The organism is Comamonas sp. A23, from assembly GCF_004522605.1.
Lineage (GTDB): Bacteria > Pseudomonadota > Gammaproteobacteria > Burkholderiales > Burkholderiaceae_C > Comamonas > Comamonas thiooxydans.
Genome location: NZ_RSDT01000012.1, coordinates 1 through 21448, shown reverse-complemented (window position 1 = coordinate 21448; position 21448 = coordinate 1). Strand labels below are relative to the sequence as shown.

Annotated in this window: 26 protein-coding genes; 13 read left to right on the top strand and 13 right to left on the bottom strand. The window is 61.4% G+C overall.

Features of this window, described 5'->3' with window-relative positions; all coding sequences use genetic code 11:
• The first annotated feature begins 16 nt into the window (after positions 1-16).
• Positions 17-1264, top strand: coding sequence for a diaminopimelate decarboxylase (gene lysA / locus EIC84_RS21700; RefSeq protein ID WP_003066746.1), 1248 nt, complete (start codon positions 17-19; stop codon positions 1262-1264).
• A 171-nt stretch (positions 1265-1435) separates the two neighbouring features.
• Here lysA and EIC84_RS26555 read toward each other — a convergent pair whose 3' ends face one another.
• Positions 1436-1564, bottom strand: coding sequence for a hypothetical protein (locus EIC84_RS26555; RefSeq protein ID WP_255432092.1), 129 nt, complete (start codon positions 1562-1564; stop codon positions 1436-1438).
• On the opposite strand from EIC84_RS26555, the gene EIC84_RS21695 reads away from it, so the two are divergent.
• Positions 1563-2453 (top strand): DMT family transporter, encoded by an 891-nt coding sequence (locus EIC84_RS21695; RefSeq protein ID WP_003066745.1) that lies wholly within the window; start codon positions 1563-1565, stop codon positions 2451-2453. The genes EIC84_RS26555 and EIC84_RS21695 overlap by 2 nt on opposite strands.
• Before the next feature lie 137 nt (positions 2454-2590).
• Here EIC84_RS21695 and EIC84_RS21690 read toward each other — a convergent pair whose 3' ends face one another.
• The 4 genes from EIC84_RS21690 to EIC84_RS21675 all read right to left on the bottom strand — a co-directional run bounded on the left by EIC84_RS21690 (position 2591) and on the right by EIC84_RS21675 (position 5115).
• The gene (locus tag EIC84_RS21690; protein WP_003066742.1) at positions 2591-3601 is read right to left on the bottom strand and encodes an NAD(P)H-dependent glycerol-3-phosphate dehydrogenase; all 1011 of its coding nucleotides are present in this window, start codon (positions 3599-3601) and stop codon (positions 2591-2593) included.
• Between the two features lie 116 nt (positions 3602-3717).
• The gene (gene secB, locus EIC84_RS21685; protein WP_003066740.1) at positions 3718-4179 is read right to left on the bottom strand and encodes a protein-export chaperone SecB; all 462 of its coding nucleotides are present in this window, start codon (positions 4177-4179) and stop codon (positions 3718-3720) included.
• A gap of 197 nt (positions 4180-4376) precedes the next feature.
• Positions 4377-4634 carry a glutaredoxin 3 gene (gene grxC / locus EIC84_RS21680; protein WP_003066738.1) on the bottom strand — a complete coding sequence of 86 codons (258 nt, stop codon included), beginning with the start codon at positions 4632-4634 and terminating at the stop codon, positions 4377-4379.
• A gap of 73 nt (positions 4635-4707) precedes the next feature.
• Complete coding sequence (locus EIC84_RS21675) at positions 4708-5115, bottom strand: rhodanese-like domain-containing protein (protein WP_003066735.1); 408 nt, start codon at positions 5113-5115, stop codon at positions 4708-4710.
• Between the two features lie 285 nt (positions 5116-5400).
• On the opposite strand from EIC84_RS21675, the gene gpmA reads away from it, so the two are divergent.
• From gpmA to EIC84_RS21655, 4 genes are all read left to right on the top strand, one after another.
• On the top strand, positions 5401-6144 hold the full coding sequence (gene gpmA / locus EIC84_RS21670; protein WP_003066733.1) for a 2,3-diphosphoglycerate-dependent phosphoglycerate mutase: 744 nt from the start codon (positions 5401-5403) through the stop codon (positions 6142-6144).
• Between the two features lie 131 nt (positions 6145-6275).
• Entirely contained in the window at positions 6276-7787 is a 1512-nt protein-coding gene (locus tag EIC84_RS21665; protein WP_003066730.1) for a S41 family peptidase, read from the top strand.
• Positions 7788-7862: 75 nt separating this feature from the next.
• Positions 7863-8630, top strand: a complete 768-nt coding sequence (locus tag EIC84_RS21660; RefSeq protein WP_003066727.1) for a HesA/MoeB/ThiF family protein — start codon at positions 7863-7865, stop codon at positions 8628-8630.
• Between the two features lie 106 nt (positions 8631-8736).
• Positions 8737-9117: a response regulator gene (locus tag EIC84_RS21655; RefSeq protein ID WP_003066723.1), complete on the top strand. Its 381-nt coding sequence runs from the start codon at positions 8737-8739 to the stop codon at positions 9115-9117.
• Between the two features lie 57 nt (positions 9118-9174).
• On the opposite strand, the gene EIC84_RS21650 is transcribed toward EIC84_RS21655, so the two are convergent.
• Positions 9175-9807 (bottom strand): response regulator transcription factor, encoded by a 633-nt coding sequence (locus tag EIC84_RS21650; protein ID WP_003051886.1) that lies wholly within the window; start codon positions 9805-9807, stop codon positions 9175-9177.
• Positions 9808-9940: 133 nt separating this feature from the next.
• On the opposite strand from EIC84_RS21650, the gene EIC84_RS21645 reads away from it, so the two are divergent.
• From EIC84_RS21645 to EIC84_RS21625, 5 genes are all read left to right on the top strand, one after another.
• Positions 9941-11290 carry a CHASE3 domain-containing protein gene (locus EIC84_RS21645; protein ID WP_003066721.1) on the top strand — a complete coding sequence of 450 codons (1350 nt, stop codon included), beginning with the start codon at positions 9941-9943 and terminating at the stop codon, positions 11288-11290.
• Between the two features lie 158 nt (positions 11291-11448).
• Complete coding sequence (locus tag EIC84_RS21640) at positions 11449-11610, top strand: DUF1328 domain-containing protein (protein ID WP_003051882.1); 162 nt, start codon at positions 11449-11451, stop codon at positions 11608-11610.
• Positions 11611-11771: 161 nt separating this feature from the next.
• The gene (locus EIC84_RS21635) at positions 11772-12314 is read left to right on the top strand and encodes a YtxH domain-containing protein (protein ID WP_003066718.1); all 543 of its coding nucleotides are present in this window, start codon (positions 11772-11774) and stop codon (positions 12312-12314) included.
• Between the two features lie 69 nt (positions 12315-12383).
• A complete protein-coding gene (locus tag EIC84_RS21630) occupies positions 12384-12704 on the top strand; it encodes a BON domain-containing protein (RefSeq protein ID WP_003066716.1) in 321 nt (106 codons plus the stop codon).
• A gap of 120 nt (positions 12705-12824) precedes the next feature.
• Positions 12825-13880: a putative zinc-binding metallopeptidase gene (locus tag EIC84_RS21625; RefSeq protein ID WP_003066714.1), complete on the top strand. Its 1056-nt coding sequence runs from the start codon at positions 12825-12827 to the stop codon at positions 13878-13880.
• 4 nt (positions 13881-13884) lie between these two features.
• Here the strand turns inward: EIC84_RS21625 and coaD are convergent, their stop codons facing one another.
• The 4 genes from coaD to EIC84_RS21605 all read right to left on the bottom strand — a co-directional run bounded on the left by coaD (position 13885) and on the right by EIC84_RS21605 (position 18050).
• A complete protein-coding gene (gene coaD / locus EIC84_RS21620) occupies positions 13885-14379 on the bottom strand; it encodes a pantetheine-phosphate adenylyltransferase (protein ID WP_003066712.1) in 495 nt (164 codons plus the stop codon).
• Between the two features lie 160 nt (positions 14380-14539).
• Positions 14540-15250 carry a 16S rRNA (guanine(966)-N(2))-methyltransferase RsmD gene (gene rsmD / locus EIC84_RS21615; RefSeq protein WP_003066710.1) on the bottom strand — a complete coding sequence of 237 codons (711 nt, stop codon included), beginning with the start codon at positions 15248-15250 and terminating at the stop codon, positions 14540-14542.
• A complete protein-coding gene (locus tag EIC84_RS21610) occupies positions 15247-16599 on the bottom strand; it encodes a pitrilysin family protein (protein ID WP_034362356.1) in 1353 nt (450 codons plus the stop codon). The genes rsmD and EIC84_RS21610 overlap by 4 nt, the downstream gene beginning before the upstream one ends.
• 17 nt (positions 16600-16616) lie before the next feature.
• On the bottom strand, positions 16617-18050 hold the full coding sequence (locus EIC84_RS21605; protein WP_034362354.1) for a pitrilysin family protein: 1434 nt from the start codon (positions 18048-18050) through the stop codon (positions 16617-16619).
• 64 nt (positions 18051-18114) lie between these two features.
• Here EIC84_RS21605 and ftsY point away from each other — a divergent pair, with 64 nt between their 5' ends.
• A complete protein-coding gene (gene ftsY / locus EIC84_RS21600) occupies positions 18115-19272 on the top strand; it encodes a signal recognition particle-docking protein FtsY (protein WP_003066704.1) in 1158 nt (385 codons plus the stop codon).
• Positions 19273-19379: 107 nt separating this feature from the next.
• On the opposite strand, the gene cutA is transcribed toward ftsY, so the two are convergent.
• Positions 19380-19754 (bottom strand): divalent-cation tolerance protein CutA, encoded by a 375-nt coding sequence (gene cutA, locus EIC84_RS21595; RefSeq protein ID WP_003066702.1) that lies wholly within the window; start codon positions 19752-19754, stop codon positions 19380-19382.
• Positions 19755-19796: 42 nt separating this feature from the next.
• Positions 19797-20801, bottom strand: a complete 1005-nt coding sequence (locus EIC84_RS21590; protein ID WP_003066700.1) for a 2-dehydropantoate 2-reductase — start codon at positions 20799-20801, stop codon at positions 19797-19799.
• A gap of 238 nt (positions 20802-21039) precedes the next feature.
• Between EIC84_RS21590 and EIC84_RS21585 the strand changes: the two genes are divergently transcribed.
• Positions 21040-21252: a hypothetical protein gene (locus EIC84_RS21585; protein WP_003066698.1), complete on the top strand. Its 213-nt coding sequence runs from the start codon at positions 21040-21042 to the stop codon at positions 21250-21252.
• 69 nt (positions 21253-21321) lie between these two features.
• On the opposite strand, the gene EIC84_RS21580 is transcribed toward EIC84_RS21585, so the two are convergent.
• A partial coding sequence (locus EIC84_RS21580) for an aldehyde dehydrogenase family protein (RefSeq protein WP_134737337.1) occupies positions 21322-21448 on the bottom strand: 127 nt, incomplete at its 5' end.

Genomic DNA, 21448 nt, shown 5'->3' with positions numbered 1-21448 from the left:
TTTCAAGAGACCGCCCATGGCAAACCCCTTCTCTCCCGCACAGCTCTGGAACCTGGCCGACCAGTACGGCACGCCGCTGTGGGTTTATGACGCCGCCACCATCCGCGAACGCATTGCCCAGCTCAAGGCTTTCGACACCGTGCGCTTTGCCCAGAAGGCCTGCTCCAACATTCACATCCTCAAGCTCATGCGCGAGCAAGGCGTGAAGGTGGATGCGGTCTCGCGCGGCGAAGTCCTGCGCGCGCTGGCGGCGGGCTTTACGCCCGGCTTCGGCGAACCTGCCGATATCGTCTTCACAGCCGACGTGATGGACGAGGCCACGCTGGCCACCGTGGTGGAACACCAGGTGCCTGTGAACGCGGGCTCCATCGACATGCTGCACCAGCTGGCCGCCGTGTCCAAGGGCCACCATGTCTGGCTGCGCATCAACCCCGGCTTCGGCCACGGTCACAGCAACAAGACCAACACCGGCGGCGAGCACAGCAAGCACGGCATCTGGCACAGCGAACTCGAAGCCGCACTGGACGCCATCAAGGCCGGCGGCCTGGTGCTGGCCGGCCTGCACATGCACATCGGCTCGGGCGTGGACTACGGCCATCTGCAGGAAGTCTGCGGCGCCATGGTCAAGCTGGTCGAGCGCACCAAGGCGGCGGGCGTGGACCTGCATGCGATTTCGGCCGGCGGCGGCCTGTCCATCCCCTACAAACAGGGCGATGCCACCATCGACACCAACCACTACCACGGCCTGTGGGATGCGGCGCGCAAGCAGGCAGAAGGCATCGTGGGCCACAGCCTGGGTCTGGAACTGGAACCCGGCCGCTTCCTGGTGGCCGAGTCCGGCGTGCTGCTGGGCACCGTGCGCGCCACCAAGAATGCGGGCAGCAACCACTTCGTGCTGGTCGACACCGGCTTCAACGAGCTGATGCGCCCCAGCATGTACGGCAGCTACCACGGCATGGAAGTGCTGCGCCGCGACGGCCAGAGCCTGCCCGCGCAGGACAGCGTGGTGGCCGGCCCGCTGTGCGAATCGGGCGATGTCTTCACCCAGGGCGACGGCGGCGTGGTGCTGCCGCGCGCGCTGGCCGGCGCCAGCGTGGGCGACCTGCTGGTGATTCATGACACGGGCGCCTACGGCAGCTCCATGTCCAGCAACTACAACACCCGCCCGCTGGCCGCCGAAGTGCTGGTCGATGGCGAGCAGAGCCAGCTGATTCGCCGTCGCCAGACGGTGGAGGAACTGCTGGCCCTGGAGATTGGTTTGTAACTCCCCCTGAGCCGCTTGCCTGGGCGGCCCCGCGCCTTCCCCTGGCCGGGCGCCCCTCTCCTCTCTCTACGCGCTGCGCGCTAAGGGAGGGGGACGACAGCATCGCTGGGGCAGCCCTAGCTGCGGGGCGGCGCGGCCGGCTAGGCCCTTGCTTGCTGTCTCTCTCTTGCGTCACGCCCCATGATTGAGTTCACGCCATGAATTCAATAGCAGCCAACGCTTAGTCATCAGGGGCTTCAGGCCAAAATCACCTGAAGTCTTTTCTCTCGGCACCGCGCAGTGCCCGGCAAGTTCTTCCATGTCACAGCACTCAGCCTCCTCGGTCCATCGCCATACGCTGACGGGCATCGGCTTCACGGTGCTGGCCTGCGCCTGTTTTTCGATACTCGATACGGGCTCCAAATATGCGGGCGCCGTGCTGCCGCTGCTGATGGCGTTGTGGCTGCGCTATGCGCTGCAGTCGGTGCTGACCGTGGGCTTTGGCGTAGCAAGACATGGGCTGGAGATTTTTCGCACCCAGCGCCCGGGCTTTCAGTGTCTGCGCGCCATTCTGTTTTGTCTGAGCAATGCGCTGGCCATGCTCAGCCTGCGCTATCTGCCACTGGCGGAGTTCACGGCCATCGTGGCGCTGACGCCGCTGGCCCTGACCTTGCTGGCCGCGCTCTGGCTGGGCCAGCAGGTCAGCCCCTTGCGCTGGGTGCTGGTGGCGCTGGGCTTTGCGGGCACGCTGGTCATCTTGCGGCCGGGCGGCGGCCAGTTCAGCGGCTGGGCCCTGGTCTGGCCTGCGCTGCAGCTGCTGGCCAACACCGCCTATCAGATCCTGAGCAGCCGCATGGCGGGCAAGGAGCGCCCGCTGACCACGCAGATCTACACCAGCCTGCTGGCCCTGAGCCTGAGCTGCATGGCCCTGCCCTGGTCCTGGCAGCTGCCGGACAGCGCAGCACTCTGGCTGGCCGCGATTGCCATGGGCGCAGGCAGCGCCGTCGGACACCTGATGCTGCTCAAGGCCTATGAAAAAGCCGAGCCTGCGACCATCACGCCGTTTCTCTACAGCCAGATCCCCTGCGCGCTGCTGGCAGGCTGGCTGGTCTATGGTCATATCCCCGACCAATGGGCCGTGCTGGGCATGGTCGTCATTGCGCTGTGCGGGGCGGCGAGTGCCTGGCTCAGCGTCAGAGAGGCGAAGTAGCTCGCCGGGCGCGCCTGAATCCGTCAGTCAGCACCATGGAAAACAATAGCTGCTACCGCCTGCATCCATTAACTTTCAGATAGAAAAGTATCTGAGATCCATGAATATCAAGCGCTAACAGCTATCGTTCTATAGGCTTATTCGCCGCGCGGATCGCGCACCATCAGGTGCTGCACGGCTTCGGTCACCGGCAGCTGGCCGTCCAGCAAGGCAACCACGGTTTCGGTGATGGGCATTTCCACACCGACCTGGCGTGCCCGTGCGAGCACGGTGCGGGCGCTGTACACACCCTCGGCCACATGGCCCAGCGATGTCACGGCCTGCTCCAGGCTCTTGCCTTCGGCCAGCAGCAGACCCACCTTGCGATTGCGCGAGAGATCGCCGGTGGCGGTCAGCACCAGATCGCCAAGGCCGGACAGGCCCATGAAGGTTTCGGCGCGCGCACCCAGCGCCACGCCCAGGCGCGTCATCTCGGCCAGGCCACGCGTGACCAGGGCCGCGCGCGCGTTCAGCCCCAGCTGCAGGCCGTCGCAAAGACCCGTGGCAATGGCCAGCACATTCTTGACGGCTCCGCCGACTTCCACGCCCACGATGTCCTGATTGGCATAGACGCGCATGGCCTCACCGTGAAAGGCCGACACCAGCAGCTCGCTCACGCCCTCATGGGCGCTGGCGGCCACCAAAGCCGTAGGCTGCTGGCGCGCCACCTCGGCCGCAAAGCTGGGGCCGCTGAGCGCACCGCTTTGCAGCTGCGGAGCCACCTGTTGGCAGACTTCATGCGCCATCAGCCCATAGCTGCCGGCAGGTGCGTCGGCGGCCACGGCCTCGAAGCCCTTGCACAGCCAGACCACGGGCCGGCGGCAATCCTTGAGCTGGCCCAGCCACTGGCGCAGCGCCGCCATGGGCGTGCCCAGCACGATCAGATCGGCATCCGCCACATGGGCCATCACATCTCCGCTGACCACCGTGAGCGCATCCGGGAAGCGGATGCCGGGCAGATAGCGGCTGTTGGCGCGCTCGGCCTGCATGAGCTGCGCCTGTGCCGGGTCACGCGCCCAGAGTCTGACGCTGCCCTGCTCGGGATGGGTGGCCGCGCTGATGGCCATGGCCGTACCCCAGGCGCCAGCGCCGATGACAAGAATTTTCATACCTGAATTTTGATAGCAGTTTGCGCACAACCCACAAGAAAAAGAGGCCGCTAGGGCCTCTTTCTTGCCTGGCTGCCGATTCTTGCACATCGCAGGAATCAGCAATTGCCGTCAGCTTACTGGGGCAGCTGGCCTTCGGCCTGTGCTGCGGCAGCCGCTTGCTGCTGCTCGTACATGGCCTGAAAGTTGATCTCGGCCAGGTGCACGGGAGGGAAACCGGCGCGGGTCACCACGTCGGCCACGTTGCCGCGCAGATAGGGGTAGATGATCTGGGGGCAGGCAATGCCGATCACGCCGCCCATCTGGTCTTCGGGCACGTTGCGGATTTCGAAGATGCCGGCCTGCTTGGCTTCGACCAGGAACACGGTCTTGTCCTGAATCTTGGTCTGAACCGTGGCGGTCACGGCCACTTCGTAGACGCCTTCAGCCACGGGAGTGGCTTCCACACCCAGCTGGATGTCCACGCTGGGCTGCTCTTGCTCCAGCAGGATGGCGGGAGAGTTGGGCTGCTCCAGGGACAGGTCCTTCAGATACACGCGCTGGATCTGGAACACGGGGCTGTTGTCTTGTTCGGCCATGATGAGCTAGGTCTTTCAGAAAATCTTGAGAGGGAAATGAAAATGCCTGCGCAGAGGACTAGCACGCAGCTATCCTCACAGCAGGCATTTCCATGAAATAGCGCTTTGCATTATGCAGTGACAGCCAGAGGCTGCGTCGTAGCAGGCAGCACAAAGCGCAAATTCATGCCGTTTGGCGGCAGTGGCACGGCACGTAATCAGCTTTGCAGCAGGGGCAGCAGACCGCCCTTGGCATCCAGCGCCATCAGATCGTCGCAACCGCCCACATGGGTATCGCCAATGAAGATCTGGGGTACGGTGCGGCGGCCGGTGACCTGCATCATGTGATCGCGGGCAGCGGTATCGAAATCGATGCGCACTTCCTCGATCTGATCCACGCCCTTGGACTTGAGAATCTGCTTGGCACGAATGCAATAGGGGCAGACGGCGGTGGTGTACATCTTCACGGCTTGCATGAGCAACTTCCTTGTAGTTTTTGCAATGCAGCACGCTGTGCTGCAGTCGTCAGAGTTCTCAGTTGCGGCCGAATCAGGCTTTTTCAACCGGCAGGCCGGCATCGCGCCAGGCCTTCATGCCGCCAGCCAGCGCCTGGGCCTTCTCGTAACCCAGCTTCTTGGCCACCGCTTCGGCACGCACGGCACGGGCGCCCGATGCACACACCAGCACCACGGGCAGTTGCTTGTTCTTGACGGTGGTGGGCAACTTTTCTTCCAACTGGCTCAGCGGCAGGTTCCTGGCTCCGTTGACATGGCCGGCGGCAAACTCTTCGGGCTCGCAGACGTCCAGCACCACGGCTTTTTCGCGGTTGATCAGGTGCACCGCAGCCGCTGCCGACAGCGAGCCGCCTGTGGCACCGCGCAGTGCGGGCAGCAGCAGCATCACACCCGAAGCCACGGCAATCAGGATCAAATACCAGTTATCAATGATGAATTTCACGTCATTCCTTGGGATGGCAAACCGAACGATTTTAGAGGCAGGCTTGCCGGCGGATCGCGCCAGAGGGCCACAGCCCCTGTTCTCGCAAGCCAAAACCCTCTGTTCACATGCCCTAGGCCGCAAGTGAGTGCTCTTCACAATCCCCGAAGGGCCCAACAGGAATAGCTTGGCGGCCACCGCTGGGTGCGACCGGCTTACCTTGCCTCAAGCCCGGACAAAGGCCAGCCCCTAAAATGCACGGTTTTGACTTTGTGTCATTACTGCTTTGCTACTTTGAGAGAATCCATGTACAAGCTCGTTCTGATCCGCCACGGTGAATCCACCTGGAACCTTGAAAACCGCTTCACCGGCTGGACCGATGTGGATCTGACTGCCACCGGCGTCGAACAGGCCAAGAAGGCCGGCCAACTGCTCAAGGCAGAAGGCTATGACTTCGATGTGGCCTATACCAGCGTGCTCAAGCGCGCCATCCGTACCCTGTGGCATGTGCAGGATGAAATGGACCGCACCTGGCTGCCCGTGGTGCATAGCTGGCGCCTCAACGAACGCCACTACGGCGGTCTGCAAGGTCTGAACAAGGCCGATATGGCCAAGCAGTACGGCGACGAGCAAGTGCTGGTCTGGCGCCGCAGCTACGACGTGCCGCCTCCCGCCCTGGAAGCCACCGACCCTCGCAGCGAACGCAGCGATGTGCGCTACGCCAAGCTGCAGCCCGAGCAGATCCCGCTGACCGAGTGCCTCAAGGACACGGTGGCACGCGTTGTGCCGTTCTGGGACGAGTCCATCGCACCCGCCATCAAGGCCGGCAAACGGGTGGTTGTGGCCGCACACGGCAACTCCATCCGCGCCCTGATCAAGTATCTGGACAACATCGCCGACGACCAGATCGTGGGCGTGAACGTGCCCAACGGCATTCCTCTGGTCTATGAGCTGGACGCCGACCTCAAGCCCATCCGCCACTACTACCTGGGCGACGCCGAAGCCGCAGCCAAGGCTGCAGCGGCAGTTGCGGCCCAGGGCAAGGCCTGAGAGAGACCTCTTCACCGTTCCTGTTCAGACCGCTTGCGCAGTCTGAACAGGACTGACACGGCAAAAGGCCTTGGAACCTCATGGGCCTTCCGCCGTCCAAGGTGTATATTGCGAATGGTTTAAGGGGTGCTATGGGTCAAAAAATCAAAATTGCAGGCTGGATCTCTGTGGGCGTGGTCGCCGGTGCGTTGACCACCGTATCCCTGCAGACGCTGGCTCGCGGGGGTGTGACGCCTCTGCCACTTGAAGAAATCCAGCAGTTGTCGGCCGTCTTCGGCCTGATCAAGACCGATTACGTGGAGCAGGTCAGCGACAAGAAGCTGATCACCGACGCCATCTCCGGCATGGTCTCCAGCCTGGACCCTCACTCCCAGTACTTCGACAAGAAAACCTACAAAGAATTCAAGGAAGGCACTTCCGGCAAGTTCGTTGGCGTCGGCATCGAGATCACCATGGAAGACGGGCTGATCAAGATCGTCTCCCCCATCGAAGGCTCGCCCGCTTTCCGTGCGGGTCTCAAGACCGGCGACCTGATCACCAAGATCGACGACACTGCCGTCAAGGGCCTGACGCTCAATGACGCTGTCAAGCGCATGCGTGGCGAACCAAATACCAAGGTGCGCCTGAACATCCTGCGAAAGGATGAAAGCCGCAGCTTCCCCGTCACCATCACCCGTGAAGAAATCAAGACTCAATCGGTCAAGGGCAAGGTGATCGAGCCTGGCTACGCCTGGATCCGCCTGAGCCAGTTCCAGGAACGCACCGTCGATGACTTTGTCCGCAAGGTCGAGGAAATCTACAAGCAGGAACCCAATCTCAAGGGACTGGTGCTGGACCTGCGCAATGATCCAGGCGGTTTGCTGGATGCTGCCGTAGCCATCTCTGCGGCCTTCCTGCCACCCGATGTGCCCGTGGTTTCGACCAACGGCCAGTTGGCCGAAAGCAAGGCCGTCTACAAGGCATCGCCCGAGTTCTACGCCCAGCGCGGTTTTGGCGACCCCTTGCAACGCCTGCCTGCAGCACTGAAAAAGCTGCCTCTGGTGGTGCTGGTCAATGAAGGCTCGGCCTCGGCCAGCGAAATCGTGGCCGGAGCCCTGCAAGATCACAAACGCGCCACCGTCATGGGCAGCCAGTCCTTTGGCAAGGGGTCGGTGCAAACCGTGCGCCCTCTGGGCCCCGATACGGCTCTCAAGCTGACGACGGCGCGCTACTACACGCCTAGCGGCAAATCCATTCAGGCCAAGGGCATCGTGCCCGATGTGATGGTGGACGAGACTGCAGACGGCGATTTGTTTGCAGCACTGAGCATGCGTGAAGCAGACCTTGAAAAGCATTTGTCCAGCGGACAGGGTGCGGAGGTCAAGAACGATTCGCTTGAAAAGGCCCGCGAGGAAGCTCGCAAACGCCTGGAAGAGGAAGCCAAGAAGCCAGCCGCCGAACGCCGCCTGCCGGAATTCGGGTCTGAAAAGGACTTTCAGCTGCAACAGGCACTGAACAAGCTCAAAGGCCAAGCTGTCAAGGTCAGCAAAACCCTGACGGAGCGCAAAATCGAAGAGAAGCCCGGAGACGCGACGGCCGCGGACAAAAAGCCCGCTGACAAGAAAGCGCCCGAAAAAGGCGAATCCGACAAGAGCAAAAAATAAGCACCGGGTTATGGAACCCGCTCAAAATCAGCCGGGCTTGCCCGGCTTTTTTCTTGGAACCATGGAAGCAAACCGATGAATGACGATCAATTGCTACGCTATTCCCGTCACATCATGCTCGACGAGATCGGCATCGAAGGCCAGGAGCGCATTCTGGCAGCGCATGCAGTGATCATTGGAGCCGGCGGCTTGGGCTCGCCTGCCGCACTCTACCTGGGCTCGGCAGGTGTGGGGCGCATCACCATCGTCGACAACGACGTCGTGGACATGACCAATCTGCAGCGCCAGATTGCCCACACGACCGAGCGCATAGGCATGGCCAAGGTGGAATCGATCCGCACTGCCGTACATGCCATCAATCCCGGGATCGAGATTCGCTGCATCCAGCAGCGTGCAACCGAGACCCTGCTCGATGAACTGCTGCCTGAGGCAAGCATCGTGCTCGACTGCACCGACAACTACAAGACCCGCCAGGCCATCAATGCGGCTTGCGTACGCCACGGCGTACCCCTGGTCGAAGGAGCTGCCATCCGTGTCGATGGCCAGCTGATGGTCATTGATCCACGCAACCCCGACAGCCCATGCTATGCATGCGTCTTTCCGCCAGAGGCTGAATTTGAAGAGGTTCAGTGTTCAACCATGGGCGTCTTTGCTCCGCTGGTTGGACTGATCGGCACCCAGCAAGCTGCGGAAGCACTGAAGCTGATTGTCGGTTTTGGCCGATCTTCTGTCGGACAACTTCAAATGCTTGATGCACGCTCCATGGAGTGGAGTAGGATGAAAATTGCTAGGGTTAAAACCTGTGATATCTGCGGAACGCCAAACACAAATTACAAAAAATGACAATACAATGATTTTTTCATGGGCCGTAATTGATTTTCCACATTGAGAATTGAAATGACTCTCGCCGCTTGATCCTTGGCGTCCACCTCATCAGCTTGCTACCGTCGTGAAACTGCGTACCTTTTTTGTTGAAGACAATCCCACGATTCGCGACAACCTGATTGCGACGATGGCGGAGCTTGCCGATGTGGAAGCTGTGGGGGTGGCAGAGACCGAAGCCGATGCCGTACGCTGGCTCAGCCACAACCCTGACGCCTGGGATCTGGTCATCGTGGACCTGTTCTTGCGCGAGGGCAGCGGTCTCGGCATCGTCACAAGCCTTCAACATCGACCACCGCAGAAAAAGCTGCTCGTGCTGAGCAATTACGCGACCGCCGATATACGACAGCGCTGCCTTGAACTCAGCGCAGATGCCGTATTTGACAAATCCAACGAAATCGATGCGCTTATCGATTTCTGTATTGATTTAAATACCAGTAAATCTTGAAAATAACGCAAAATAAAAAAGGCTTGAATATTCAAGCCTTTTTTATTTGAGTCTCCATTAATCGATCAATCGATTTTTCAACGCATAGTATGTCAGATCGCTATTTGAGGAAAGGCCCATTTTTTCCATGAGCCTTGTCCGGTAAGTACTCACTGTTTTCACGCTCAACGAGAGCGATTTGGCAATGTCTCCGGCAGTCTCGCCGCGCGCAAGCTTCAGGAATACCTGAAACTCACGCTCCGACAATTGCTCGTGTGCCGGAACATCATCCTTGCGGTTGAGTTGCTGGGCCAGGAGATCGGCCACCGCCGGCGTCAGGTAACGCCTTCCCAGAGCCACGGTGCGGATGGCCTCTGCAATATCCTGGGGATCGCACTCCTTGTTGAGATATCCGCTGGCCCCCTGACGAATCAAGTTGATTGCGTAATGCTCCTCAGGGTATCCACTAAGTATCAGGATGCCCATATCAGGTGCTTTGGCTCTGAGCATTGCCAAGGCATCTATGCCGCTTTGTCCTGGCATGGACAAGTCCATCAGCAGCACGTCAATTTCATGCTCCCGAACCAGGTCAATGGCCTCCCGCCCATTGCCCGCTTCTCCCACGACCCTCAGATCTACATGTTCCGACAGGAATTGGCGTAATCCCGAGCGAACAATCGCATGGTCATCCACTATGCCTACTTTTATCATGAACACCTCTTTTCATGAAACTGCGCTCATCTCCAGGGCGCATCACATTTTAAGACCCGCACTATGATGTCAGTCGTTGACGCTACGGTTATGCAGAATATCAGGTAATTGCCTTGTAGGTGAGAGGATGTAGATGCGTTGGACCAATATCCGCAAAATTGCAGTCAGCCTGACGATCGCAGTCATTGCGGCAGTCTTAATGGTAAGCATTAATGAAGCAGGCTATAAGCGCTCGTTGCAGGCTCTGGACACGCTCACCAAGACGCAAGCCACCAGAGCCAAGCTCAATTTGCTGATGCAGCAAATGCTGGATGCGGAAACCGGCCTGCGCGGCTACCTGCTGACAGGAGAGGAGCGCTATCTCGAGCCCTATAACTCTGCCTCCGCCGCTATCAGCAGCAGCATGGATGACCTGCGCGGCATCTTCATCATGGACCCCAAGGAGCTGGCAACCTTTACTCCGCTGGCGCGCCAGGTCGAGCGCAAGACCAGCGAAATGGAGCTGAGCCTGCGCCTTTATCGCCAGGGCAACGATGAAGCGTGGCGCTTTGTGATGTTTACCGACGTAGGCATGGAAAACATGGATGCCATACGGGGCCATATCAAGACCCTGATGGACAGCATCGATCAGCGCGTCAAGTCCAATCTCGCGGATATCGAACAAACGCTGGGTCTGTCACGCCTGGGAATTGCGACAGTGACCGCTCTGGGGATTCTGGGCTTCTTCATGTATCTGCGACAGGCCAATGCGTTGCAGCACTCACATCAGCGCGAGCAGGAGATTCAGCGCGATGAACGCAATCGTCTGGAGGAAGTCGTTCGCGACCGCACAGCGGCCCTCACCGAGCTGGCAACCCATTTGCAGCAGGTACGCGAGGATGAGCGAGCGCACTTGGCACGCGAGTTGCACGATGAACTGGGCTCGCTGCTGACCGCCGCGAAACTGGACGTTGCGCGCCTCAAGTCCAAGATCGACACCTCGACACCCGACGTCTCCGAACGCATCACCCATCTGATCGAGACGCTCAACAGCGGGATTGCACTCAAACGCCGCATCATTGAAGACCTCCGACCCTCTTCTCTCTCCAACCTGGGCCTGACCACCGCGCTGGAAATCCTGACCCGGGAATTCGGTGAACGCAGCAACATCGAGGTGGAATGCAGCCTGGAGCAAGTGGACCTGCCTGAATCCACGCAGCTGACGGTCTATCGCGTCGTACAGGAGTCGCTCACCAACATCGGGAAATACGCCAGGGCCAGCCATGTCATCGTCACGGTGCACAACTATCCCACCTATGTGGCCGTGCAGATCCAGGACGATGGCCAAGGCTTCGAGACGGCCAGCATGCGCCCCAACTCCCATGGACTGGCAGGCATGAAACACCGTGTTGAAGCTGTCGGCGGCAGGCTTACCGTGGCATCCCAGCTCGGCAAGGGAACCACGATCTCGGCAGTCATTCCTTTGACAATGGCAAGCACCTGAACTGGGCGCACATGTCAACGCAGTCCTACATGACTGTCCCTAAATACCCCGACCCTGGTGACAGAAGCTCACCGTCAAGCTTGGGCTGCTCAGTTCTCTACATTCAATACATGGCCGCACGGCAATGCCTGTCGGCCTGCATTCGATAGGAGAAAACCATGTTGCACTACGCCATTGTCTTTCTGGTGATTGCCTTGATCGCTGCAGTGTTCGGCTTCGGCGGCATCGCGGCCAGCGCCGTAGGTATCGCCAAGATTCTGTTTTTCGTGTTTCTGGTCATGGCCGTCATCACCTTCCTGATGGGCCTCGTGAAGAAATAGCACTGGCGCCAAATGTGTAGAACTTTGTTCCTGCACATTGCACAAACCACCAGTATTCGCCATGATCGCTCTCAGCTTCTGCCTCCGAGAGGCCGGGTTACGAAGACTGGCGTTACTTCACGCTGTCACGATAATTTCTAGATTTCAGGGAGTTCCAAACAATGAGCCAAGCCGTAAAAGACGCCAAGGACACGGTTGAAGATCTCAAGGACGCTGCCAAGGAGCTGGCAGCCGATGCCAAGGACTCGGCAAAGCATGCCGCCCAATCCGCCCAGAATGTGGCCCACAAGGTAGCCGATGCCGCTGAAGATGCAGTGGACTCCGGCAAGCAGGCCGCCCAGAAAATGGTGAATGAGGCTCAGGACGTGGCAGAGGACGTCGCCGACAAGGTTCATGACGCCGCACGCCGCGCACGGCGCACAGCCTCCGAGGCCATCGACTCCACGGGGCGTCATATGCGCAATATCGACGACAGCGAAAACCCGCTGATCGACAACCTTGCCAACCGCGCTCAGGATCTGGCCGAGCGCAGTATCAACTTCTGGGCCGACAGCTCGCACCGCGCACGCCGTCAGTTCAACACCGCAGCGGATGCGACCACCAAGTATGTGTCCGAACAACCTGGGCGCTCCGTGCTGATCGCCGCGGCGACCGGGGCAGCTCTGGCAACGGCCTTCTTTCTGGGCCGCTCGCGCAGGAAGTGAGCAGGAATTCACTCTGAGCCGTTTTTCGCAAGCGTTCTTTGCGCCTTTTCAAAACCAAGGGAGAACCATATGAAGAATCTGACTCGCGCTTTGGCTTTCAGTCTGGTCGCCGCAACGACCGTGCTGGCAACCACGGCCTGCTCGGTGGCTCGTGACCAGCAGACTGTGGGCTCCTATGTGGACGACGCCGGCATCACCACTGCGGTGAAGGCCAAGATGGCCGAAGACAAGAATGTCTCTGCAACCGCCATCAGCGTGGAAACCATGAACGGCACCGTGCAGCTGTCGGGCTTTGCCAAATCCGAAGCAGAAAAGGCCCGTGCCGGCGAAATTGCCCGCACGACCAAGCATGTGCGTGAAGTGCGCAACAGCATCGTGGTCAGGCCTTGACGATGCGCACCTGAAGCCAGCCACTGTCTGAGGGCTGCGCTTCCTGCCCAAAGCCAGCTTTCGAGCTGGCTTTGTTTTTTCCTACACCCTGGCAGCCGAGTTCGCCATTAAAGTGTCCGCATGCAAGTTTTCAACTGCGAGGCCTGCGGCCACCTGATCTATTTTGAAAGCCTGCAATGCGTGCATTGCGGAGCAAGCCAGGCCTTTCTGCCCGACCAGTTGCGCGTCGGCATTCTGCCCCCGGCCGGGGGCCCCGACGTACGCTACCGCGCCTGCGCCCACCGACACAACATCAGCCTGTGCAATTTTGCGATCGAGGCCTCAGACCCGCAGCCGCTGTGCGTTTCCTGCCGACAGACCGAATGGCTGCCGGACGGCAGCGATCCCGCCAATGAACTGCGCTGGGCCAAGATCGAGGTCGCCAAGCGCAGGCTGTTCTACACCCTGGCCAGGCTGGGCCTGCTGGACCCTCATGGACACCGCGTGGCCGAGCCGCGCTTTTCCCTGCTCGCAGACCTGCCCGGCCAGAATCCCGTCATGACCGGCCATGCCAGCGGCATGATCACGCTCAACGTGGTCGAGGCAGACGACGACGAACGTGCCAAACGCCGCCAGGTCTTGCACGAACCCTATCGCACGCTGATAGGACATCTGCGTCACGAATCGGGACATTTCTACTGGGATCAGCTGATAGCCAACAGCGAGCATCTGGAGCGCTTCAGGGCATTGTTTGGCTATGAGAATCAGGACTATGCCCAGGCCCTGCAGCGCCATTATGGCAAGGACCCTCTGGACAACAGCTGGCGCGGTCAGTTCATCAGCGCCTATGCCACCTCACACCCCTGGGAGGACTGGGCCGAAACCTGGGCTCACTATCTGCACATGGTGGACTTGCTGGAGACCGCTGCCAGCTACGGCACCTGCATTACCGTGCCGGACATACCCAGCACGGGCCAGCAACTCATTCAAAACCCGCTGGGGCCGGTGCCACCCGATTTTTCGGTGATGCAATCCCAGTGGGTGCCGCTGACCCTGCTGCACAACAGCCTGAATCGCAGCCTCGGCCATGGCGATGCCTATCCGTTTGCCATTTCCGGCCCGGCCTGGGACAAGCTGCGCTTTGTCCACGAGACCATCAGCAGCTATCGCAGCAGGGCGACTAGCCAGGGAGGCTGAAAGCTCAGGCCTTGCGGCCGACCTTGAGCATCAGGCGCTCATGCACGCCCTTGGAGACAAACTTGTCCACATCGCCATTGAGCGTGGCAATCTCGCGCACAAAGGTGGAGCTGATGAACTGATAGCGATCGCTGGGCGTGAGGAACACGGTTTCCACCTCGGGCATCAGCGTGCGGTTCATGCCGGCAAGCTGGAACTCATAGTCGAAGTCCGTCACCGCACGCAGGCCGCGCACCATGGCCTTGGCGCCGCGCGCGAGCACAAAATGCGCGAGCAGTCCGTCAAAGCTCTCCACCTCCACCTGAGGATAATTGGCACAGGACTCGCGCACCATGGCAATGCGCTCCTCCAGCGAAAACAGCGTCTTTTTGTGATGGCCTGCCGCCACGGCCACGATGACCTTGCCAAACAGCTGTGCAGCCCGGCGCACCACATCTTCATGCCCCAGGGTGATCGGGTCAAAGGTTCCGGGGTAAACAGCAATCAGGTCCTGGCTCATGGCTTATCTCTCTCCTGCGGGTCTTGATGAGGGTGAGGGCTGCTGCAGTGCAGCGTAAAGAGATTATGCATTCAGGCCTGCACAGCGCTGCCCCATACAAAAAAGAGCTGCTGACGCATCTGATCAAAGCGCCTGCAGCTCCCGGTTCAATAGCAAAGGTCTACTGCTTCTTCAGCAGATGCGCATGGACGGCGCCGGCCTTCAGATAGCGATGCAGCTCCAGTCCCATTTCCAGCAGGCGCTCTTCGGCCCAGGCTTCGGGAGCTTCCAGGTAAATGAAACCGCCGTCGTTCAAGGCCGCGATGGCCGCCTTGAGCGCGGGCTCGAACAGCTCGGTCTGGCCGAATGGCGGGTCCAGCAAAATCAGATCCTGGCCCGCCACGGTCTTCAGGCAGCTCAGCGCATCGCCGCGCTGCACCTTGACCATCCTGGCATCGAGCTTTTGCTGCAGACGCTGCAGCTGCTGCACCAGGGCGGCATCCTGCTCGTTCATGATGACGCTGGTCGCGCCGCGCGATGCGGCTTCGAAACCCAGTGCCCCGGTGCCCGAGAAGGCATCGACGCATTTCCAGTTGCTCAAGTCCTGACCCAGCCAGTTGAACAGGGTCTCGCGCACGCGATCGGGCGTGGGCCGCAGACCGGGCTTTTGCGCCACGACCAGGCGCGTGCGGCGCCATTGCCCGCCGATGATGCGGATTTCACCGGCCCCCGTGGCCGCCGGCTTGGCTGCAGCGGGCTGGGCAGCCTTGGCTCCGGGGCGGGCCGGACGGCTGGCCGCCAGCTCCTGCGCCTTGCGCTCGGACTCATGAATCATCTTGTCCAGCGCCTTGCGGCCTGCCGGGGTGTGTAGCTTGATGGCGCTGCGGCTCATGGCTTGGCTCCGAGAGTGATGGTGACCATGCGCTCGGGCTGGACCATGCGCTGCATCGCCTCCTTCACGTCCTTGGTGGTCAGAGCCTGAACGCGATCGGTCCAGTGCTCCAGATAATCGAGCGGCAGGCCATTCCAGGCAATATTGGCCACATTGCCCAGCAGCTTGCGGTTGCTGTCTATGCGCAAGGCAAAGCCGCCGATCAGATTGTCCTTGGCCGCCTTGAGTTCCTTGTCGCTAGGACCTTCGGCAATGAATTTGCGCAACACGTCCTGCGAGACCTTGAGCGCCTCGGCCGCCTGATCGGGCCGGGTCTGCAGGCCTATGATGAAGGCGCCACGATCCAGGCCCGGCGAGAAGTCGCTGGAGACGCCATAGGTCAGGCCCCGCTTTTCACGCACCTCTTCCATCAGCCGCGAGGTGAAGCCGCCGCCGCCCAGAATATGGTTGCCCACCATCACGGCGAGAAAATCGGGGTTGTTGCGCGCAATGCCGGGCTGGCCGATCAGCACCTGGGCCTGGGCCGACTCGAACGGAATGTTCTCGACCTTGGCTTGCTGCAGGTCCTGCACCTTGGCCACGGCAGGCAGCGGCGGGCAGTCGTTGCCATTGGTAGCCTGCAGCGGCCCCAGCAACTGCTTGACCATGGCATCGGCCTGCTGGCGATTGACCGCGCCCACCACGCTGACCTTGGCGCGGCAGGCGGCAATCAGCTTGCGGTGAAAGTCCTGCATGGCCGAAACATCGATCCGGCCCAGGCTGTCGACCGTGGTCTGATAGCCATAGGGCGAGTTGCCGAACACGGCCTTGCGGAAGGCCTTGGAGGCCACGGTGCCGGGACGCGTATCGGCTTCCTTGATGGACGCGCTCCAGCGCTCGCGGTCACGCTGCCACACGGCATCGGGCCAGCTTGGCGAGGCAATCTGGCGTGCCGCCAGGGCCACGGCCTTTTGCTGCAGATTGGGCTCGGTCAGAGTGCGCAGGCCGTAGCTGAAGCTGTCACGCCCCGCACTGGCGCCAAAACTGGCGCCCAGGTCGGCCCAGGCCTGACCCAGGCCATTTTCATCCAGCGCAGGCGCATCGCCTGCCGCCTTGATGCCCTTGGAGGACATCATGGCCACGGCTGTCGCCAGGCCTACCTTGTCCTCGGGATCACGGCGGCTGCCGGCGTCGAAGTCCACCTGCACATCCACCATGGGAATTCCGGGACTTTGCACCAGCCAGACCTGGGCGCCACTGGGTTGGGTCCAATGCTCTATCGGCAGCAAGGCCCAGGCAGATTGGGTTAAAAAACCCATTCCAGCGCTTACCACGAAAGCACTAGCAGCTATCTTTTTCATAGTTTTCATAGGTTTCTCCGCTGCGCTCAGTGCATGGATTTATCTGCATCCGCCTTGCCCGACATGGGACGCTGGGGCTTGCTACCCGCCGGCAGAGGCTGAGGCACCAGGGTGCCGACAGTGAGCTGGTCGTCGCCAAAATATTTGGCGGCCACGGCCTTCACATCGTCAGAGGTGACTTTGCGCAGTTCGGCCAGCAGCTTGTCCTCGGCATCCAGCGGCATGTTCTGAATCCAGTAATTGCCCAGGTTCTGGGCCTGGCCCATGACGGAATCACGCTCATAGACGTTGGAGGCCATCCACTGCGTCTTGACGCGCTCCAGTTCATCGGCCTGCACGCCCTCATCAGCCACCTTCTTGATCTGGGCACGCAGCGCAGCCTCCACATCGGCCACGGTCTTGCCCTGGGCCGGAACGCCGGTCAGCATGAACAGGCTGGGCCCGCGCCCCATGATGTTGGCCGAGCTGCCGGCGCTATCGGCCACACGGCCGTTGGCCTGGCCTTCGCCCTGTACCAGGGCGCGCTCCAGGCGAGCACCGTCATAACCGTCCAGCACGGCGGACAGCACCAGCAGCGCCAGCGCGTCCTTATCCTCGGCCTGCAGCTTGTCCACGCTCTTCAGGGTGGGGGTGCGATAGGCCATGGCGATAAAGGCCTGCTCGGCAGGCTGCTTGACCTCGATGCGACGCACGCCGATCTGCCTGGGTTCGGTCTGCGGCTTGCGCTGCGGCAGGGCTCGCGCGGGAATGCTGCCGTAATACTTCTCGGCCCAGGCACGCACCTGGTTGACGTTCACGTCCCCCACCACGACCACGGCGGCGTTGGCAGGCACATACCAGCGCTTGTGGAAATCGCGCACATCGCCGGGCGTCATGGAGTTCAGGTCGCTCATCCAGCCCACCACGGGGCGACGATAGGGCGAGGCCATGAAGGTGGCCGCCATCAGCTGCTCCATCAGCATGGCGCGCGGCTGGTCGTCGGTGCGCATGCGGCGCTCTTCCTTGATGACCTCGATTTCCTTCTTGAATTCGGAGTCCGGCCACTGGTTGTTGGCAAAACGGTCGGATTCCAGCTTCATCACGTCTTCCAGACGGCTGGACGGAATCTGCTGGTAGTACCCCGTGTAGTCACGCCAGGTGAATGCGTTTTCCTGGCCGCCCAGCGCCGCCACGCGACGCGAGAAGTCTCCGGGCTTGACGCTTTTGGAGCCCTTGAACATCATGTGCTCCAGCGCATGGGCCACGCCCGTGGTGCCGTCGACCTCGTCCATGGAGCCTACGCGTACCCAGACCATGTGCACGGCCGTGGGCGCGCGCCGGTCGGGCTGCACGATCAGCTGCATGCCGTTCTTCAGCGTGAACTGCTGCACTTGCGGCGCGGCCGCCGTGGCGGCAGCAGGCACAGGTTGCGACGATGCGCCCGGCGCAGCCAAGGCTGCCCCAGCGCTCAAACAGGCCATTAAGCCCAGTACAGGGAGTGCGCGTACATGTTTCATAGAATGATGCGATTCTAAAAACCCGCCAATGTTCAGTTTTTTCAAGAAAAAGCCCAGTTCACCCGATGCAGTGAACACCACGCCCGCTGCCGAGGCAGCCGCGGCGCCCGCTCCTGCCCCGCAAACCGGGCCAGCTCCACAGGATACGCCTGCCGAAAACGGCAGCAGCTCCTGGTGGCGCAAGCCCTTTGGTGGCGGCGCGACGGCCAAGGCCGGCGAAGATCAGCCTGCCACTCAGGATTTTGTAGCAGCCCCCGAGCCTACCGCAAAGCCGCAAGCCCCAAATTCCCGTCAAAACTGGATGGAACGGCTGAAAGCCGGTCTGCGCAAGACCGGCTCCAGCATCGCCACCGTCTTTACCGGCACGCAGATCGACGACCGGCTCTATGAAGAGCTGGAGGACGCGCTGCTGATGGCCGACACCGGCGTCAAGGCCACCCAGCATCTGCTGGAAGACCTGAAGCGCCGCGTCAAGGAAACCAAGACCACCGAGCCCGCCGCCGTCAAGGCGCTGCTGGCCGATGCGCTGACCGATTTGCTGAGGCCCCTGGAAAAGCCGCTTAGCATCGGCGAACACACACCGACCGTCATCATGGTGGCCGGCGTCAACGGTGCGGGCAAGACCACCTCCATCGGCAAGCTAACCAAGCATCTGGCCGACGGCGAGCAGTCCGTGCTGCTGGCCGCCGCCGACACCTTCCGCGCCGCCGCGCGCGAGCAGCTGGGCGTCTGGGCCAATCGCAACACCGTGGAGATCATCAGCCAGGACGGTGGCGACCCCGCCGCCGTGAGCTTCGATGCTGTTTCAGCCGGCAAGGCACGCAAAAAGGATGTGGTGCTGGTCGATACGGCCGGACGCCTGCCCACGCAGCTGCATCTGATGGAAGAGCTCAAGAAGATCAAGCGCGTGGTGAGCAAGGCCGACGGCACGGCGCCGCACGAGGTGCTGCTGGTGATTGACGGCAACACCGGCCAGAACGCCCTGACCCAGGTGCGCGCCTTCGATGACGCGCTGCAGCTCACGGGCCTGATCGTCACCAAGCTCGACGGTACGGCCAAGGGCGGCGTGCTGGCCGCGATTGCGCAGGAGCGTCCCGTGCCCGTCTACTTCATCGGCGTGGGCGAGAAGATCGAGGATCTGGAAACCTTCAGCGCACGCGAGTTCGCCCAGGCCCTGCTGTCCTGAATCACAAAAACCATAGCAACCAGCGCTTTATCTATCAAATTTTCAGATAGATTAAGTACTGAAGCCTAATGAAGGAGCGTGCAAGGCGCTCCTTTTTTATTCAGGCTTCAGAGCTGCACCTGCTGCTTGAGCCATTTGGCATAGTCGTTGAGGCAGCGCTCGGTGCGCATGGTGATCTGGGGCACTTCATAGCTGTGATGGCTGCGCAGCAGCTGCGTCAGCCGCGGCAGGGCCTCGGGCAGGGTCTTGCAGATCAAACGCCATTCGGGAGCGGTCTGCAGCACTCCGTCCCACTCGTAATACGAGGTGATGCGCTCGGTCTGCACGCAGGCCGCAGCCTTGGCCGAGACCAGCGCCCGCGCCATGTCCTCGGCCTCGGCCGAATGCCCAACGGTCGTCGTCACCACGCACAGCGTGGCCCAATGGCTGTCCTGCGCAGGAGCGGACTTGAGAGTGGCGGTCTGGGTAGATGTGGTGCTCATGCCATCTAGTCTAGGCCCAAGAGCGCCCTGCCCGCCACCGCCTTACACCGGATACAGACCCAGCTGCTGCGCGCGCAGCCGCGCCAGTCCCAGCAGCGCATCGGTGAACGGCGTGGTCATGCCACACATGGCGCCCATCTCGCGCACAGCGCCCACCAGGGCATCCAGCTCCACCGGCTTGCCGGCTTCCACATCCTGGAGCATGGAGGTCTTGAAGCCGCCCAGCTTGAGCGTGACCTGATGGCGGTCCTGCGGACTGTCGGCAATCGGCAGGCCGATGCGCGCGCCGATTTCGCGGGCTTCCAGCATCACGGCCGTGATGAAGTTGCGTACCAGCTCATCGCCTAGAATCCTGTCCGTAGTCGCGCCCGTGATCGCACTGACGGGGTTCATGGTCATATTGCCCCAGAGCTTGTACCAGGCGTCGCGCTGGATGTTGTCGCTGAGCCTGACCTCGAGACCACCCGCACGCAGCAGCTCGGCCAGCGCCAGCAGGCGCGGCGTGGGCGCATCGCCGGACTGGGCCGTGGGCTCGCCGACGATGAGGCTGTTGCCGAAATGCCGGCGCACCACGCCGGGAGCGTCAAGGGAGCAGCTGGCATGCACCACCGCCCCGAGCACCTGCTCGGTGGGAATGGCGCGCGCAATCTCGCCCTGCGGATCCACTGTCCTGAGCTGCAGGCCGCGCAGGCTGGCATCCACGCCACCGGCCAGAAACCACCAGGGCACACCGTTCATGGCGGTCAGCACCAGGGTCTGCGGGCCGATCAGCGGTGCGACGGCACGCGCCACATCGGGCATGGACGGCGCCTTGACGGCAATCACCACCACATCCTGCACGCCCAGAGCGGCCGGGTCCTGCTGCGCATTGACGGCCACGGTCTCACGCTCCTCGCCATGCACCAGCGTCAGGCCGTTGTGCTGCAGCGCAGCCAGCGTCTGGCCCCGCGCCACGGCGCTCAGCTCGCAGCCGGCCTTGGCCAGCGCCACACCCAGCCAGCCGCCAATGGCTCCGGCACCATAGATACAGACTCTCTTCAGACTCATGCTCTTGTCTCTCCTGTCTTATAGAACTCTCAAAAACAGTAGCTGCCGGTGCTTTACCGTAAAGCATCTGAAGACTATCCACCCTTGAAACCAGGCGAGATCTTCGCGGCCGCTGCTCATTGTTGATACGTTAACAGCAGTATCGACCCGCGCGACACTGAAGGCCGTTGACAGCTGGACACCCCGCACTGCGCGCCATGCCAGCTGCCCTGTTCATCGCATTTTCAAGGACCGACTCATGAGCTCCAACACCACCGTCGTCAATCTCACAGCCCAGATCACGGCACTGGCCACTGCCTTGCGCATCGTGCTGGACGCCAGCCCCCAGGCTGCCCAGACACGCGAGCAGCTGGCCGCCGCGCTGGACAAGACCATTCACGACGCGCTGGAAGAAGGGGTCTGGGACAACGCCGACGGTGTCAAGACCATCAGGGCAGCGCTGCTGGGCTGATCGCCACCGCGCCATGAAAAAGCCGGGCCCAAGGCCCGGCAAAAGAGAAGCAACAATCAACGATCTCGCTCACGCCAGCGTATAGGCCGTCTTCACCGTGGTGTAGAACTCCTGGGCATAGCGGCCCTGCTCGCGCGGACCGTAGCTTGAGCCCTTGCGACCGCCAAACGGCACGTGGTAGTCCACGCCCGCCGTG

Bases quoted from the DNA above. Each gene is read 5' to 3' on its own strand.
- grxC (WP_003066738.1), bottom strand. From the start codon at position 4,634: ATGCAAGCCGTGAAGATGTACACCACCGCCGTCTGCCCCTATTGCATT.
- EIC84_RS26555 (WP_255432092.1), bottom strand. From the start codon at position 1,564: ATGGAAGAACTTGCCGGGCACTGCGCGGTGCCGAGAGAAAAGACTTCA.
- gpmA (WP_003066733.1), top strand. From the start codon at position 5,401: ATGTACAAGCTCGTTCTGATCCGCCACGGTGAATCCACCTGGAACCTT.
- EIC84_RS21630 (WP_003066716.1), top strand. From the start codon at position 12,384: ATGAAGAATCTGACTCGCGCTTTGGCTTTCAGTCTGGTCGCCGCAACG.
- lysA (WP_003066746.1), top strand. From the start codon at position 17: ATGGCAAACCCCTTCTCTCCCGCACAGCTCTGGAACCTGGCCGACCAG.
- EIC84_RS21695 (WP_003066745.1), top strand. From the start codon at position 1,563: ATGTCACAGCACTCAGCCTCCTCGGTCCATCGCCATACGCTGACGGGC.
- ftsY (WP_003066704.1), top strand. From the start codon at position 18,115: ATGTTCAGTTTTTTCAAGAAAAAGCCCAGTTCACCCGATGCAGTGAAC.
- EIC84_RS21590 (WP_003066700.1), bottom strand. From the start codon at position 20,801: ATGAGTCTGAAGAGAGTCTGTATCTATGGTGCCGGAGCCATTGGCGGC.
- EIC84_RS21645 (WP_003066721.1), top strand. From the start codon at position 9,941: ATGCGTTGGACCAATATCCGCAAAATTGCAGTCAGCCTGACGATCGCA.
- rsmD (WP_003066710.1), bottom strand. From the start codon at position 15,250: ATGAGCCGCAGCGCCATCAAGCTACACACCCCGGCAGGCCGCAAGGCG.
- EIC84_RS21665 (WP_003066730.1), top strand. From the start codon at position 6,276: ATGGGTCAAAAAATCAAAATTGCAGGCTGGATCTCTGTGGGCGTGGTC.
- EIC84_RS21660 (WP_003066727.1), top strand. From the start codon at position 7,863: ATGAATGACGATCAATTGCTACGCTATTCCCGTCACATCATGCTCGAC.
- EIC84_RS21690 (WP_003066742.1), bottom strand. From the start codon at position 3,601: ATGAAAATTCTTGTCATCGGCGCTGGCGCCTGGGGTACGGCCATGGCC.
- EIC84_RS21625 (WP_003066714.1), top strand. From the start codon at position 12,825: ATGCAAGTTTTCAACTGCGAGGCCTGCGGCCACCTGATCTATTTTGAA.
- cutA (WP_003066702.1), bottom strand. From the start codon at position 19,754: ATGAGCACCACATCTACCCAGACCGCCACTCTCAAGTCCGCTCCTGCG.
- EIC84_RS21640 (WP_003051882.1), top strand. From the start codon at position 11,449: ATGTTGCACTACGCCATTGTCTTTCTGGTGATTGCCTTGATCGCTGCA.
- coaD (WP_003066712.1), bottom strand. From the start codon at position 14,379: ATGAGCCAGGACCTGATTGCTGTTTACCCCGGAACCTTTGACCCGATC.
- EIC84_RS21635 (WP_003066718.1), top strand. From the start codon at position 11,772: ATGAGCCAAGCCGTAAAAGACGCCAAGGACACGGTTGAAGATCTCAAG.
- EIC84_RS21585 (WP_003066698.1), top strand. From the start codon at position 21,040: ATGAGCTCCAACACCACCGTCGTCAATCTCACAGCCCAGATCACGGCA.
- secB (WP_003066740.1), bottom strand. From the start codon at position 4,179: ATGGCCGAACAAGACAACAGCCCCGTGTTCCAGATCCAGCGCGTGTAT.
- EIC84_RS21605 (WP_034362354.1), bottom strand. From the start codon at position 18,050: ATGGCCTGTTTGAGCGCTGGGGCAGCCTTGGCTGCGCCGGGCGCATCG.
- EIC84_RS21650 (WP_003051886.1), bottom strand. From the start codon at position 9,807: ATGATAAAAGTAGGCATAGTGGATGACCATGCGATTGTTCGCTCGGGA.
- EIC84_RS21610 (WP_034362356.1), bottom strand. From the start codon at position 16,599: ATGAAAACTATGAAAAAGATAGCTGCTAGTGCTTTCGTGGTAAGCGCT.